We start from the raw sequence: 16,048 nt of genomic DNA on the forward strand, positions 1-16,048 counted from the left end.
ATCCATTTCCGCAGCATATTCTATTTTTTCTTAATTTTTTTGGTCTTTCTCCTCTTTTTACTCTTATATTTTGAGAATATATGGCAGTTCGGATTCAATACTATTAATCTAGTGAAGTTTAACGCACCTAGGCCGTTAGCTAAAGGGTACAACATCATTTCATGAATCAGCAACATTCCAATAACATTTACTCATGGGATAGGATATTGACTTATCGATGATTCATGCTGGCAAGTGGATACTCATAGTAATTGTTGCGGGTTTTTTGTTAGAATACACCAGCGTATTTAAGAGTGTGTGACTCACTCACTATTAACTTTGATGCTAAATTAACTTTGATGCTAAGGGTAGGATGTATGATGAATATTTTGGTGATCGGTTCAGGTGGTCGTGAACACGCACTAGCATGGCAGTGTGCCAAAGATGAGAACGTAGAAAATATCTACGTCGCACCTGGTAATGCGGGTACTGCGCTTGAACTTAAATGCCAAAACGTTGTCTTCGCATCTACTGACGCTAATGATCATAGTGCCGTTATAGAGTTTTGCCAAAATAATGCCATTGATATGGTCATCGTTGGACCAGAAGCACCTTTGGTCACAGGCATCGTCGATGCTTGCCGTGAAGCAGGTATCAAAGCTTGGGGACCGACGGCATATTGTGCTCAGCTAGAAGGGTCAAAAACTTTTGCCAAAGAGTTTATGGAAAAGAACAACATTCCTACCGCGGCCTATCAAGGGTTTACCGATGCTACCGCTGCCAAAGCTTATATCGATGAGCAAGGCGCACCAATCGTTATCAAAGCGGATGGACTAGCGGCTGGTAAAGGCGTCATCGTTGCAGAAACGATTGAACAAGCTCATGAAGCCATTGACGATATGCTCGCAGACAATAAATTTGGCGATGCTGGCAGTCGCGTGGTTATTGAGCAGTTTTTACAAGGTGAAGAAGCCAGCTTTATTTGTATGATAGATGGTGATAATATTTTGCCAATGGCAACCAGTCAAGATCACAAACGTGCTTTTGAAGGAGATACAGGGCCGAACACAGGTGGTATGGGTGCTTATTCTCCTGCACCAGTTGTAACGCAAGAAGTTCACGATAAGGTAATGAAACAAGTTATCCAACCTGTCGTTGATGCGATGAAAGATGCAGGTCATCCTTATACTGGTTTTTTGTATGCTGGCCTCATGATTGATCAGTCAGGCGATCCTTATGTCATAGAATTTAACTGCCGTTTTGGTGATCCAGAAACACAGCCAATCTTAATGCGTCTGAAATCTTCGATGGTAGATTTGGTCGCACAAGGATTAGAAGGTCAATTACCAAATGAAGCAAAATGGGATACACGCCCTGCCCTAGGTATCGTTGTTGCCTCAAAAGGATATCCTGAAACATCATCAAAGGGTGACGTGATTGCTGGCTTGCCAGAACTGAACACCGAAGACGACAATACTGTTAAAGTCTTCCATGCTGGCACTGCATTTTCTAATAGCGATGAAGCAGCTGCTAAGAAAGAAGTGTTAACCAATGGCGGACGTGTACTATGTGTGACCGCATTGGCTAATACTATTTCTGATGCTCAACAAGCTGCACTGGCAGTCACAGGTGCGATTAGTTTTGATGGTGCACACTATCGTCGTGACATTGGTCATCATGCCATTACTCGTGAAAATGCTTAAAATTTGACGATCAAGTAAACCGAGTGAACCTCTTCTTTTTTGCTTAATGTCGTTGTCTGAATCATTTTCTTTCGTAGTATTTGACCTAGCTTAGTGCTAGGTCTTATTTTTTGATATTGCTATGTATCTAACCTACTTACCATTCCCGCCTTACTTTTTTGTGAGAGATAAATACTATCGTACGATATAGATTTAACGATATATTTTATTGAGTCTTCCCATTAATTCTTAATTATTTACTTAAGTTTATAAATACTCTATGGCTTACAAAGTAACTGTCAGCACCTTACCAAGGCTCATCAAATACACAGGCTTTCTATGATACAATTTCGTATCTGTGCATCACATCTCCCTTGTATTGTAGGTTTCGAACCCGCACATCAATAGCAACTGGATGAATGATTATATTTATGTCAAATGATACGTCTAAACCTTTTAGCAATAAACAATCAATCGATAACTTAAAAACCTCAGGATTTGAGCGTCGGATGTCGATTGCCAAAACTTCCTTAAATATTGGTCGTCGATGGGCGGGTAATAGTGTGTCTGGCATGTTTTTAAATAAAGAAGCCCGTACAGCGCGTAACCAAGCATTTATGGAAACGCAGGCGAACTATTTGGCAGCTGAACTGGGTAAGTTGAAAGGCTCTGTTGTTAAAATAGGTCAAATGCTTGCCATTTATGGAGAGCATATTCTACCGCCTGAGATTACACGTGCTCTGCAAACGTTAAATGATGATACAGCGACATTGTCATGGCCAACGATTGAGCTTACGTTACGTGATTTGTTGGGTGAAAGATTAAATGAGCTTGATATTGACCCTGTACCGATTGGTACTGCTTCCCTCGCCCAAGTCCATCGCGCTACTGTCATTGCTACAGGGGAGCAAGTCGTATTAAAAATTCAATATCCTGGTGTGGCAGATGCTATCAATTCAGATCTTGCTTTATTCAAACGACTGTTAAAAGTAAGCAATATCGTCCCGCAGACTCGCTCACTAGATGCTTGGTTTGAAGAAATACGCGACTTATTACATCATGAAGTGGATTACGAAGCAGAAGCCGTAACGACTGAGCGTTTTTACGATCGTTTAAGCAATGATCCGCGCTACGTTGTTCCGAAAATTAATCGTGAATACTCAAAAAAACGCTTGTTGTGCATGTCTTATGAGCCAGGTGTTTCAGTTGTATCTGACGTTTTGCAGCAATTGTCGCATGAACGTCGTAGTGCTATTGGTCAGGCTGCCATTGAAATTATGATGCAAGAAATTTTTGTTTGGGGAGAGATGCAAACAGACCCAAATTTTGGTAACTATTTGGTTCGGGTCAGTACTAATGAAGGAGAGCCTGATAAATTAGTGCTATTAGATTTTGGCGCTATTCGTCAGTTTGATGAGAATTTATTGACCATTGCTCATGGATTATTAAAAGCTGGTTATCATCATGATCATGATGCCATGGTACTAGCAATGACGGGATACAATTTTTTCGATAGTATGAGTAATAAGGTACGCTCTGATGTTGCCTCTTTATTTTTGCTTGCGACAGAACCTTTTAGTAATCCTGCAACAAATCCTGATATTCCTAGTGATCGTTTAGATGAGAAAGGCCGTTATATTTGGGCAAATAGTAAGCTGCATTCTCGCCTATCAACCGCTGCTACGCGTGCGATGCAATCTTTTGAATTTAATCTTCCTCCGAAAGAGTTTATGTTCATTAGTCGGAAATTTATTGGCGCCTATACTTTATTAACAGTGTTAAATTCTTATACTGACTCTAATAAATTGGTAAGACCTTATTTATAATCTTAATTGAGAGTGAATTTTGGACCGCCTCTTTTGTGGCGGTTTTTTTTGTTTTATTCATCTTTACTTAGGCTATTTTATATTTCTATGTATTTCAAATTTTTGGCTGTCGTAGTCTTGATTATATTATTGCTTAGGCTATTTTTTAGTGCCTCTACAATCCGCTTGCCAATTATCAAATCTGGTTTTATAACCTTGTGGCTTACGCATGCTAAGCTCCCAACAAGTCTCACCCCTTGCCAAATACTTGACTTCAAAATGCGTGCGTTGACTGTCTATGAGGACTTGATAACGCTTATTTGGTAAGCGCCAAATCTCAGTTGCTCGTTGCGCAGCATTGTCCATATATGACTCGATATTGGTCACTAACACTACTTCCCCATCATCTCGTAAACGTGACAATAAAAACTCAAAAAAAGGCATGTTCAGCCACTGCTGATTGGGATTATGCTGTTCAGGATTGGGATAGAGAATAAAGATTTTTGCTACACTACTCGGTGCGATGGCATGAACAATCCAAGCAATCGCATCAGCATGTATGGCATCTAGATTCGGGGCATTTTGCAATGCTGTTAGTTTAGCGAAGGCGTCAAATTTGTTGCGTGTGCGCTCAATCGCAACCAAGTGCTTATCAGGGTTTTGTGATACAAAGCCCAAAGCATGCTTGCCCTTCCCTGCGCCAATCTCTAACAGCAAGGGCAAATTGTCTTTATTTTCTATGACTATATTTGGAATGATAAAATTGCGTGGTGGTGAGAGCTTTTCTGGTTGAAATGCACGTAATTGGTGATGCGTAAGCTCGATATTATCAGTCATCTACTGTCCTTAAAGTATTTGTCTTTTGCCATTATTCGGTCGCATGCTATTATATAGCCAATCCAACTGAATAGTAATATAACAACGGTGTGTGCCCATTTATCAATATGATTTAGACCAGCATGGGCAATATTTGTTGCCCTATTTTATATAGCTGCACTCACACCATTAATCTCAAGGATACCTTCTCTCTTATTATGTCTGATTCTACTCCCAATACTTCACCCAAGACCTATCCTTGCCCACGCTGTGGCACTCAGACGGCATGGCAAGACAATAAATATAAGCCGTTTTGTAGTAGTCGATGCAAGCTCATTGACTTAGGCGCTTGGGCAAATGAAGACTATACTTTACCCGCTGAAACGACGCCGTTCTCTGACGAATTATAACCAGTCTTTTTAATCACTCTATTACTTCAAGGATGTTTTATATGCCTGCAACTTACCTGATGCCCACTTATAACCGTCAACCAATCAGCTTTACTCGCGGTTCAGGCAGTTGGCTATATACCAAAGATGATACCCCTTATCTAGATGCACTGACGGGCATTGCTGTATGCGGATTGGGTCATTGCCATCCGCAGGTGACTGATGCTATCCAACAACAAGCTGCCACCTTAGTACATACTAGCAACTTATTTGGCATCGATTGGCAGGAGCGTGCAGGCGAGATCCTATGTACTGCTGCTCAAATGGACAGCGTCTTCTTTGCCAACAGCGGCGCTGAAGCAAATGAAGCTGCCTTAAAACTTGCTCGTTTATATGCACACAAGCAAGGCTTTAAACGTCCTAAAGTCATCGTTATGGAGCAGTCATTCCACGGTCGTACCCTATTGTCATTGTCAGCCACAGCCAATCCAAAAGCACGTGAAGGTTTTTATACGCTAGATGAAGACTTTATTCGTGTGCCATTTGGAGACATTAATGCGATTAAACAAGCAGCCCAAGACCATGATGATATCTGTGCCATCTTTGTAGAGCCGATTCAAGGCGAAGGTGGTCTTAATACAGCTGCCAATGGTTTTGCTTATCTTGAAGAGTTACAAGCAGAGTGTGAGGCACATAATTGGTTATTTATGCTGGATGAGGTTCAAACAGGCAATGGACGTACTGGCAAGTACTTTGCTTATCAACACAGTAATGCGCTTCCCGATGTATTAACCACGGCTAAAGGCTTAGGTAATGGGTTCCCAGTTGGTGCCTGTATGGTACGTGGCCGTGCTAATGGGTTGTTTGGTGCTGGTAGTCATGGGTCTACTTATGGTGGTACGCCACTGGCAAGTCGCGTTGTACATAGCGTCTATGAAGTCTTAGCAAACAGTGACATTATGGAAAATGCTGTCAAAGAGGGGCTATTCATTCGAGAGACTGTAGTCGATGCATTGGGGCAACATGGCGTGAGTAGTCGCGGTGCTGGTATGATGATTGGTATTTCGATGCCCGACAATATGGACTGTAGCCAACTAGTGGATCGTGCACGTGATGAGCAAAAAATGATTATTAACGTTACTGGTGGTCATGTTATACGTTTATTACCGCCGCTCAATATGAATCGTGACGAGAGCACACAGGTGGCTGAACGTTTGATTAAACTGCTAAAGCCAAGTTTTTAAAACTCATCAGTTTGTATTATAAAAAATCCTATAGATAGTTTATATCTATAGGATTTTTTATGACATTTATGAGTGGTTAATTCTTACTCTGATGTCAATTTAATTTGCATGAAAATACTTTTTTAACACTTCTAAACAACGAGTGATTTTAGCAGGTTGCTGATCACGGTTTAAGGTAACCGCATAGAGTACAAAGCTTGGTAATTGATAACCAGTCAAAACTTCGACCAGCTCTCCACTTTCTAGCTCCTTCTTAATATCCATCTCCATCATTCTAACCAAGCCATGACCTTCCTTGGCCAATGTGGTTGCCATGAAAACGTTATTGGTATAAATGCGTGAATTTAGTTTTGTACGGGTTTTTTTGCCAGTCTCTGTTTGAATCAGATCGATTTGATTGGCATCCTTCATGATTTCAATACAAATCAGCTGATGATCAGCTAAGTCTTTTGGGGTTTGCAGCTTAGTGTTTTGACGCAGATATTGTGGAGAGGCAACAAGCATTTGACGCACGTCAGTCAATGGATGACTACTCAATGTAGAGTCATTGATTGTAGGACTCATACGAATGGCAATATCAATGCGCTCATCAATCATATCGATATAATGGTTATCCGCCAGATATGTGATGCTCAAATCATCATGTGCAGCCATCCACGTAGATAGAGCAGGCAAAATATGATTAACACCAAGTTCAGGCGTGGTTGCCACACGCAGACTACCCGCTAACTCATCACGCAACTGATTGACTTTAATTCTACCTTGTTCAGCCGCACTGACCACGTCTTTTGCCGCTTCATAAAAACTCTCACCCGCTTCTGTTAAACTCAGCTTACGAGTTGAGCGATGCAATAATATCACACCCAGCTCATTTTCTAATGAACGGATCTGTTGACTGACCGCACTTGTCGTAATGCCAAGCTCACGAGCTGAGCCACTAAAAGAGCCATGTCCAACCACACTGGCGAACACAGCCATACCGCGTAAATTATCTAACATATTCTCACCTAAGCTGCATCTTAATTTTTAATATAACTTAACCATTATAACGAATTTTAATTTTTCTTACTGTTATAAAATACGCTACTTTTATTTAAACAGCTTTATTTACAATCAATAAAAATAGAAATATCAAGGCGATAGAATAGCATCGCCTTGATATTTTATATAGTAATTGTTTCTAATAGCTTTACATACTTTTTAAATTTTTTTAATAGGACGCTTTAAGACTGTTTAATACAACTGAACTTTACCCATTTTTCCTTCACCACGCTCAGTTAAATACTTCATAACTGGCGTATTGAGCAGCTTTGATTCTGCCACTGTTTTGGCTTGCACCAAACGTTTTTGTTGGCGCCGTTCAGGCGTTTTGTCATCAGCCTGCATAATGGTGCCATCAATTTGTAAATCAATCTCTAATTGAGGGAATTGTTGTTGTAATTTTTGCGCTAACTGCTGGAAAGTCGCTTGTAAATGTCTACTATCAACACTCGTCAAAAAAGTTGCTTTACCATTACATAACCCTGTTACTACACCTTGACGAGCCAAAGCCAACTCATCCTGAGCTAGTATTTCAGTTTCACGAGCCGTTTGTAGCCAGTAATCCCATTTTTCGGGTGTCCACTCACCTGTTAACTCTTGGGGTGGACAACGTAGCAAAGTACGAGGATCATCAGGCTGCGTTACTATTTGAGACTCAGTAATTGGTTCAGGCTCAGTAATTGGTTCAGGCTCAGCAATTGGTTCAGGCTCAGCAATTGGTTCAGGTTCAGCAATTGGTTCAGGTTCAGCGCTATTGGCTAACCACTCGTTGTCATCATAAATAATATCTTGTACGGTATCGTTATCTTCCTCTTGATAATCAACATCATAAGGCTGTAAGGGTGGTACTGATGCCAACTGTGAAGGCTGCATAGATGTGCTATTTTCTATTGCAGATGTTTTTTGTGCAGCGTCAATATTGTCGTAAGTATTTTTTAATACTTCATCTACTGGTAGCGGACGAAAAGCCAATAAACGTAAGATGCACATTTCAAGCGCCTGCATCGGTGTACTGGCAAGCTTGACACCTTCGCGAGCTTGTACGACGATCTCGTAATAAAGTTGCAACACATCTGGGCTGATATGTTGTGCAAGCGCAGTGATATCCTGTGCCTGCGCTTCGTTCACGTTGAGAGCAACTTCAGGCAATAACTGCGTCAATGCCAACTGATGGAGTAACTCTGCAAGTCCATCAAACATACTAGTAGCATCAACCATCTGTGCTCGCATCTGTTCAATATGCGAGGCGACAGCAGACTTATCATGATTATAGATATCCGTAATCAGACTGACCAAATCAGCGGCATCGATCAAACCAAGCATCGCATTGACAGTAGCATCATCCAGCGCACCTTGACCAAAAGCAATGGCCTGATCTGTCAATGATAAGGCATCACGTACCGACCCTTTCGCCGCACTCGCTAGCTGCCAGAGTGCCGGTTGAGTATAATTTACATGCTCTTGGGTAAGGATATTGGCCAGATGCTCGCTAAGTAGTGTTTGCGGCAATGGACGCAACACGAATTGCAAACAGCGCGAGATAATCGTAATTGGCAGTTTTTGTGGATCAGTGGTCGCGAGCAAAAATTTCACATGCTCTGGCGGCTCTTCTAATGTTTTCAGTAACGCATTAAAGCTATGCGTCGATAGCATATGCACTTCATCAATCAGATAAACTTTGTAACGCCCTTGGCTTGGCGCGTAAGGCACATTGTCTAATAGTTCTCGAGTGTCTTCGACTTTGGTACGAGAAGCGGCATCAATCTCAATAAGATCAATGAAACGACCTTGATCAATGGCCACGCAATTATCACACACACCGCAAGGTGTACTAGTAATACCAGTATCACAGTTCAAGCATTTAGACAAAATACGTGCAATCGTCGTCTTACCCACCCCACGTGTACCAGTAAATAAGTAGGCATGGTGCAGACGATTATAATCAATTGCATTGATCAATGCTTGCGATACATGCGTTTGTCCAATCAACTCATGAAAGTTTTTGGGACGGTATTTGCGCGCTAAAACTTGATATTGCTGCGACATAGCGATCCATTGTGCCAAGTAGTGAATGTTCTTGTTTTAAATGTATTTTTGAATGCTCATTATAGCAAAAAGCCAGCGCATACGTCTGGCTTCTTACTGATTCAATAAAGGCTTATCAGATGTTCAATAACCGATCTTGATTAAAAAGAAAGATAGTTATTATTAATCAACTTTGCGGCGCATATGTGGGAATAAAATCACATCGCGAATACTGGCAGAATCTGTCAGTAACATCACCAAGCGATCAATACCAATGCCTTCACCTGCTGTTGGTGGTAAACCATAAGACAAGGCTTCGATATACTCTTCATCAAAATGCATAGCTTCGTCATCACCCGCGTCTTTTTCAGCAACCTGACCGCGGAAACGCTCTGCCTGATCAGCTGGATCATTAAGCTCACTAAAGCCATTTGCCAATTCACGGCCACCGATAAACAACTCAAAACGATCTGTAATTTCAGGATTGTCATCATTACGGCGTGCCAATGGCGAGGTTTCTGCTGGGTACTGGGTGATAAAAGTCGGCTGACGCAATTGATGCTCAGCCGTTTCTTCAAAGATAATCGTTTGCAATTTGCCTACACCAAAACCTTCTTTTACTTGCTGCTTCAAAACCGTTGAGGTGTATTCAGCAAGATACTCACGATCACTCATGCGTGCTGTATCAAAATTTTCTGCGTATTTTGCAATGGCGTCTGGCATAGAAAGACGCGCAAAAGGTGCTTTTAGACTGATAGCTTCTTCTTGATATGTAATCTCAGTCGTACCTAAGATGTCTATTGCCAATTCATTAAATAAGCGTTCCGTCAAATCCATTAAGTCATGGTGGTCAGCATAAGCCTGATAAAACTCAATCATCGTAAATTCAGGATTGTGACGAGTAGATACACCCTCGTTACGGAAACTACGATTGATCTCAAACACTCTCTCAAAACCACCAACAACCAAACGTTTTAAGTACAGCTCAGGAGCGATACGCAAGTAAAGTGGCATGTCTAAAGCATTATGATGCGTTACGAACGGACGCGCCACTGCACCGCCTGGAATAGGATGCATCATTGGCGTTTCTACTTCCATGAATCGCTCATTCAGCATGAACTTACGGATGCCACTGATGACTTGGCTGCGAATCATAAAAGTATCGCGAGTTGTCTCGTTGGTCATTAAATCAAGATGACGATTGCGATAACGGGCTTCTACGTCTGCTAAACCGTGAAATTTGTTTGGCATCGGGCGCAATGACTTAGTCAACAGCTCAAGCGTTTCAATATGCACATACAGGTCGCCTTTTCCTGAGCGGCCGATATAACCTGACACCCCAATGATATCGCCCAAATCTAGCGACTTGATACTCGCACGTGTTTCATCATCAAGCTCTTTACGTGCAACGTACAGCTGAATACGACTCGTCATGTCTTGGATCACAATAAACGATCCACGATTTAGCATGACGCGACCCGCTACGTTTACTTGTGTTTTTTCGCCATTAGCAGCCTTTTCTTCGATTTCTTGTTTTGAGACACCATCAAAAGCCGTTTGTAAATCTTGTGCATAATCCGTGCGTTTAAATGTATTCGGATACGGCTGTTTACCTGAAGCGCTAATATCGTCTAGCTTGGCTTGCAGCTGTGCAATCAGCTCATTGGTATCTTGTACTGGGGTTTGGTCTTGATTTTGATTATTGGCTTTTGACATAACACTCTCAAATTTTGATAAGTTAGTTTTTATATTTAAAAATTTATAAGATTAATCTACACACAAAAATCCTTTAGCAACGCCCCCTTCAATGGTTTGACGGCAACCAAAAGGGGTATCATTGGCGGCACATGTTCCTTTTACGTTTGCCGTGCCAGCCTCAATAGCAGTATCCGAATTGGTACATTTGCCTTGACACTCAGAGCTGTCGCTACAAGATTTTCCTGCATCTGAAAACTGCTGTACACAGCGATATGCTTGTAGGCGACCTTCTTTGGTGTACTCACCGCCTTTTGCAAGGCATTCTTTTGCCAGCATCTCTACGCTTTTGGATGCAGAATTGGCATTATTTTGTTCTTCTGTCATTGCTGGTGTCTGACAAGCAGATATAAACAATAAAGAAAACAAACCCATAAAAAATAAAGCTAAGCGATTATTCATAATTTTTCTCACATTCAAAATATGGATCTGTTTATAGGAAAATCAAGTTTGGCATAGTTGCTTACTATTATGGGCAATCTACTAAAAAATTTATGTAAAATAAACTGACCATAAAACGCTATTGCTCGCCACCAATACTGGCCATCAAGTCCGCTTGATGCTCGCGTAATAAAGCATCAAGAATTTCATCTAAATCGCCTTCCATAATCGAATCAAGCTTATACAAGGTCAAGTTGATACGATGATCCGTCATACGGCCTTGTGGAAAATTATAGGTACGGATACGCTCCGAGCGATCGCCACTACCGACCAAATCACGACGTATAGAATCCGCCACATCGACCTGCGCTTGAACTTTGGCTTGCTGGATTTTAGAGACCAGCATCTTCATCGCGTGCGCACGGTTTTTGTGCTGGCTACGCTCCTGTTGACACTCTACCACGGTACCGGTAGGAATATGCGTCAAACGTACAGCTGAGTCGGTGGTGTTAACGTGCTGACCACCCGCGCCACTTGAGCGAAAAGTATCCATTTTAATATCAGCAGGATTGATATCAACGGTATCATCAATTTCAACTTCTGGCATGACCGCAACGGTACAAGCTGACGTATGCACGCGGCCTTGGCTTTCGGTCTCTGGTACACGTTGTACACGGTGAGCGCCAGACTCAAACTTCAAACGACCATAAACGCTATTGCCAGATACACGAGTAATGATTTCTTTATAACCACCGTGCTCGCCTTCATTGGCTGACAATACTTCTACTGTCCAACCTTGCGTCTGTGCGTATTTTTGGTACATACGGAACAAATCACCAGAAAAAATAGCAGCTTCGTCACCACCTGTACCAGCACGAATCTCTAAGAATGCTGGCACTTTATCATTGGGATCTTTCGGCAGCATCATCAGATTGAGTGCTTCTTCCATTTCTATAATGGTTTCACGTGCGCTATCGATCTCTTCTTGCATCATCTCTTTCATATCAGGATCTGAGGCTTCTTTTAGCATAGCCTCGGCGTCAGCCTGATCGGTTTCTGCACGCACATAGTTTTGCCATAAAGTAGTGATATCCATCAAGTCACTATGCTCAACAGATAGCTCACGAAACTTATTATTATCGCTGATGATGCTAGGATCTGATAATAAGGCGGTGACCTCTTCATAACGGTCTACCATCTGGTCTAAACGCAGGCGTAAGGATTCTTTCATAAAAGGACTTTTAGTTAGATGAGAGGAATAAGATCGTGATTATAGCAAATTTTTTGGGGTAAATTAAAACCTCTCAGAAATCTTGGCCTTATTCTAGACAATATTGCCGTAACATTGACAATATGGCTTTATAAAAACTGGAATACTAACGCTATTTTTGATCTTGTAGTTTATAAAAATACCAAGCCAAAAACGTAGGCATAAAAAAATAGCTAAGAGCACTCTTAGCTATTTTTATCAAGAAAAACATTTAGAATGACAGATTAAACTTTACGAACCAATACCGAACCGATTGAATAACCTGCGCCAAATGAGCAAATAACGCCCAAATCACCTGATGCCAATTCATCTTTATAGCGATGGAATACAACCATAGGACTGGCTGAGCTGGTGTTGGCGAATTCAGCAATGACGCTTGGCACGATAGATTTGTCTGCCTCTTTACCCATCACAGTTCTCAGGATAAGATCAAGCATATTGGCATTGGCTTGATGTAACCACATCATCTTAACATCAGACGTTGGCAAGTTGTTTTCTTTTAAATGCTCAGTAATAATCTCCGAAACCTTTGGACAGACTTCACGAAATACTTTGCGACCATTTTGCAAAAATAGCTTGGGCGTTACAGGATCTTTGATATCTGGATACATCTCTGTTTGCGCTGCCAAATACTCTGATCGATCCATAAAACCATATTCATTGGTAATATTGGTCGAGAATTCTGTAAATAGCTTGGCGTTAAGGATCTCATACCCTTTCGGTGTATCCAAATCTTCAACGATAGAAGCAGTGGCAACATCACCAAAGATAAAGTGGCTATCACGGTTACGCCAGTTCAAATGCGCTGAGGTAATCTCAACGTTGACCACAGCGACGCGTTTGGCAAGACCAGAGACAATAGAACCATGTGCTTGTGAGAGACCAAAAGTCGCAGCACTACAAGCCACATTCATATCATAAGCGAAACCGCCTACCATACCAATCTCATTTTGAATCTCGATGGCAACAGCAGGATAAGTGCGCTGAAAGCTCGAACAAGCAAGGATGATACCATCTAGGTCATTCGCTTCTAACCCAGCGTCAGCAAGCGCGTCTTTTAAGGCTGCCGCACCCATTTCTGCCATCACAGACAACTCTTCGCCTAAATTACGATAAGCGATCACTGGTGCCATGATTTCAGGGTTCAAAATACCCTCTTTTTCCATCACATAACGCGATTTGATACCAGATACTTTTTCGATAAACTCAGCTGAAGAATGCTGAAGTGCTGTAACAGTCTCTGCTGCTATCTCATCAGCATGCTTTGCATTATAATTATCAACATACTGGTTAAATGTATTTACTAACTCTTCATTGCTAATGCTATACGGCGGAATATACAGGCCCGTGCCTGTGATACAAGTCGTCATGATAAGCTTCCTTGTCTACTACTTTAGGGATTGGTATAAGTATAAAGGTGAAAAAAACCACAGTCTTTCGATTTCAGTGAATAAATGTAAACTTAAAATCAGTGCCCTTATTATGCCTGAATATTATTATATTTCTAATACTTTGTTACAAATAATCTGGTTGTGGAGAAAAATAAGCAAAGATTACTTTTAGTTTATTATAGCTACGATATAATCAGCGCCGTTTGATTATACGCTGATCGCAATTTAACCGCATCAAAAACGATTCAAGACATTCGATACTTATCTTTGGAAAGATTAATGGTAGAACTTTTAAGCTGGTTATTTGGTCAATATGCTGACTACTCTACAGTATTTATAGCGCTTGAGCTAATTGCTGTTGTATTCGGCATTGCAAGCGTTCTACTTGCCAGAAAAACCAATATATTGGTATTTCCTATTGGTCTTGTGAGTACAGCCATATTTGTTTATTTGTTATGGAAATGGCAGTTGTTTGGCGATATGTTTATCAATGCTTACTATAGCGTCATGAGTATTTATGGCTGGGTAAATTGGACAAAGAATAAAGAATCTAAGCAGGATCACATCAATCCTACGAGCCAACAAGATGCGTCAATAAAAAATACTGATACCAATCATAGTATTCAAGTCGAGCATTTAACTATCAAAGACGTGCCTATATTGGCAGCATTAGCCACTATTACCATCGCTTTTGTGGCTTTGGTTTATTACTTCCGTCCTGTCATTAATAATGGCTTTAGGTTCGATGGTGCCATGCTTGGTTTGCATTTATTTACGTGGGTCGATTATACCGATATGCTCACCACTGCGCTGTTTTTGATGGCGATGTGGCTGATGGCACGACGCAAGATTGAGCACTGGTTACTGTGGATCGTGGCCGACGCTATCTCAATACCTTTATACTTCTATAAAGGGCTTACTTTCACTGCGTTCCAATACGTGGTTTTCACTCTCATCGCAATCTGGGCTTACTATGAATGGCAGCGCCGCTATCGCATGCAATCTCACACAGCATACGCCTAAATCCGTCATTAACATTGCCATATTAGGGGCAGAAAGTACGGGTAAGACCACGTTATGCCGTGACTTGGCAGAGCACTTTGGTAGCCTGTGGGTACCTGAGTATATGCGCACCTATCTACAAAAAAAATGGAATGATGAGCAATTGACTTGCACATGGGAAGATTTGCTTCCTATTGCGCAAGGTCAGATCAAACTAGAAAACACACTGGCCAAGCAAACTGCGTACACATCAGACAAGCTTAGGTACTTATTTTGCGATACCAGTTTGTTTGAACTGATGGTCTATTCCAACTGGTATTATGGTGATTGTCCTGAAGCGTTAACGACAGCAGCACTGGCACATCATTATGATCTGATATTACTCACAAGCGTGGACGTTCCGTGGGTAGCAGATGACTTACGGGATAGCCCGTATCAGCGCGAAGAAATAAGTACGTTTTTTGAAAATCAGTTAATTCATCATCAAAAGCCCTATCGCCATATTGGTGGCGATAGAGAGGAACGAGTTCGGCAAGTGGTAGCATGGCTTTCTGAAATCAATGATTAGAAGTTTTTTTATCCCATAAACAATTGGTAATTTTATCTATAAGCACCTTAAGAGATATCGATGCTAAAAAATATTGAACGTTACTTAGAAAAAACCATCTTTAACAGTCGCTGGATATTGGCACCCTTTTACTTAGGCTTAGTTTTTGGAATTATTTTATTATTCATCAAATTCATCCAAAAGCTTTGGGGGATGTTTGCAGATATTTTGGTTGCTTCTGAAGCAAATGTGATTGTTGACATACTAGTGTTGGTCGATATTTCACTGGTGGCAAGCTTATTACTCATTATCATATTCAGCGGTTATGAGATTTTTGTCTCCAAAATCGATACCAATGATCACGATGACCGTCCTAGTTGGATGGGAAAAGTTGATTTTTCTGGGCTAAAGCTCAAAGTCATCGGCGCTATTGTCGCCATTTCTGCTATTGATCTTCTCAAATCTTTTATGGATATAACAAGTGGTATGAGCGAAGGCGATGCAGACAAGCTTATGTGGAAAGTCATTATTCATATGACATTCGTTTTGTCCGGATTACTGTTTGCGATTATGGACAAAATTGTTGGCGATACCAATAAGCACTAGCAAACACTAGCGCTTATTTTTCCATACACTCTCCACTCTTCTTACATCTTTTTTCTTTATAGCCCCTCTATGATTTCTTTAACCCTATCGACTGCCTTATTGACAGTCTTGGAAT

14 protein-coding genes are annotated in these 16,048 nt (G+C 41.2%); 7 read left to right on the forward strand and 7 right to left on the reverse strand.

All coding sequences use genetic code 11. The features are described from left to right. The first annotated feature begins 359 nt into the window (after positions 1-359). Together purD and FW759_RS01045 are read left to right on the forward strand one after the other, a co-directional pair. A complete protein-coding gene (purD, locus tag FW759_RS01040; protein WP_446442114.1) occupies positions 360-1,682 on the forward strand; it encodes a phosphoribosylamine--glycine ligase in 1,323 nt (440 codons plus the stop codon). A gap of 410 nt (positions 1,683-2,092) precedes the next feature. Next, a complete protein-coding gene (locus tag FW759_RS01045) occupies positions 2,093-3,487 on the forward strand; it encodes an ABC1 kinase family protein (protein WP_446441930.1) in 1,395 nt (464 codons plus the stop codon). A gap of 138 nt (positions 3,488-3,625) precedes the next feature. Here the strand turns inward: FW759_RS01045 and FW759_RS01050 are convergent, their stop codons facing one another. After that, positions 3,626-4,303, reverse strand: coding sequence for an SAM-dependent methyltransferase (locus FW759_RS01050; RefSeq protein WP_446441931.1), 678 nt, complete (start codon positions 4,301-4,303; stop codon positions 3,626-3,628). 197 nt (positions 4,304-4,500) lie between these two features. Between FW759_RS01050 and FW759_RS01055 the strand changes: the two genes are divergently transcribed. Together FW759_RS01055 and FW759_RS01060 are read left to right on the forward strand one after the other, a co-directional pair. Then, positions 4,501-4,692, forward strand: coding sequence for a DNA gyrase inhibitor YacG (locus FW759_RS01055; RefSeq protein ID WP_084387292.1), 192 nt, complete (start codon positions 4,501-4,503; stop codon positions 4,690-4,692). Positions 4,693-4,733: 41 nt separating this feature from the next. Then, positions 4,734-5,915, forward strand: a complete 1,182-nt coding sequence (locus FW759_RS01060) for an acetylornithine transaminase (RefSeq protein ID WP_446441932.1) — start codon at positions 4,734-4,736, stop codon at positions 5,913-5,915. 99 nt (positions 5,916-6,014) lie between these two features. On the opposite strand, the gene FW759_RS01065 is transcribed toward FW759_RS01060, so the two are convergent. The 6 genes from FW759_RS01065 to FW759_RS01090 all read right to left on the reverse strand — a co-directional run bounded on the left by FW759_RS01065 (position 6,015) and on the right by FW759_RS01090 (position 13,757). Continuing rightward, positions 6,015-6,914 (reverse strand): LysR family transcriptional regulator, encoded by a 900-nt coding sequence (locus FW759_RS01065; RefSeq protein ID WP_062844626.1) that lies wholly within the window; start codon positions 6,912-6,914, stop codon positions 6,015-6,017. 234 nt (positions 6,915-7,148) lie between these two features. Continuing rightward, positions 7,149-9,002, reverse strand: coding sequence for a DNA polymerase III subunit gamma/tau (dnaX, locus tag FW759_RS01070; protein WP_446441933.1), 1,854 nt, complete (start codon positions 9,000-9,002; stop codon positions 7,149-7,151). Positions 9,003-9,164: 162 nt separating this feature from the next. Continuing rightward, entirely contained in the window at positions 9,165-10,697 is a 1,533-nt protein-coding gene (lysS, locus tag FW759_RS01075) for a lysine--tRNA ligase (protein WP_131397566.1), read from the reverse strand. 51 nt (positions 10,698-10,748) lie between these two features. Continuing rightward, entirely contained in the window at positions 10,749-11,138 is a 390-nt protein-coding gene (locus FW759_RS01080; protein WP_095570589.1) for a hypothetical protein, read from the reverse strand. A gap of 118 nt (positions 11,139-11,256) precedes the next feature. Further along, the gene (gene prfA, locus FW759_RS01085) at positions 11,257-12,348 is read right to left on the reverse strand and encodes a peptide chain release factor 1 (protein ID WP_062844630.1); all 1,092 of its coding nucleotides are present in this window, start codon (positions 12,346-12,348) and stop codon (positions 11,257-11,259) included. Positions 12,349-12,611: 263 nt separating this feature from the next. After that, a complete protein-coding gene (locus tag FW759_RS01090) occupies positions 12,612-13,757 on the reverse strand; it encodes a beta-ketoacyl-ACP synthase III (protein WP_062844631.1) in 1,146 nt (381 codons plus the stop codon). 300 nt (positions 13,758-14,057) lie between these two features. On the opposite strand from FW759_RS01090, the gene pnuC reads away from it, so the two are divergent. From pnuC to FW759_RS01105, 3 genes are read left to right on the forward strand one after another with little or no spacing between them, the layout of a single operon-like run. After that, positions 14,058-14,801, forward strand: coding sequence for a nicotinamide riboside transporter PnuC (gene pnuC / locus FW759_RS01095; RefSeq protein WP_446441934.1), 744 nt, complete (start codon positions 14,058-14,060; stop codon positions 14,799-14,801). Further along, positions 14,752-15,348 carry an AAA family ATPase gene (locus FW759_RS01100; RefSeq protein WP_446441935.1) on the forward strand — a complete coding sequence of 199 codons (597 nt, stop codon included), beginning with the start codon at positions 14,752-14,754 and terminating at the stop codon, positions 15,346-15,348. The genes pnuC and FW759_RS01100 overlap by 50 nt, the downstream gene beginning before the upstream one ends. A 60-nt stretch (positions 15,349-15,408) precedes the next feature. Continuing rightward, positions 15,409-15,933, forward strand: a complete 525-nt coding sequence (locus FW759_RS01105) for a TIGR00645 family protein (RefSeq protein ID WP_062844634.1) — start codon at positions 15,409-15,411, stop codon at positions 15,931-15,933. The last annotated feature ends 115 nt before the right edge of the window (positions 15,934-16,048 follow it).

The organism is Psychrobacter sp. 1176_08 (assembly GCF_052850615.1).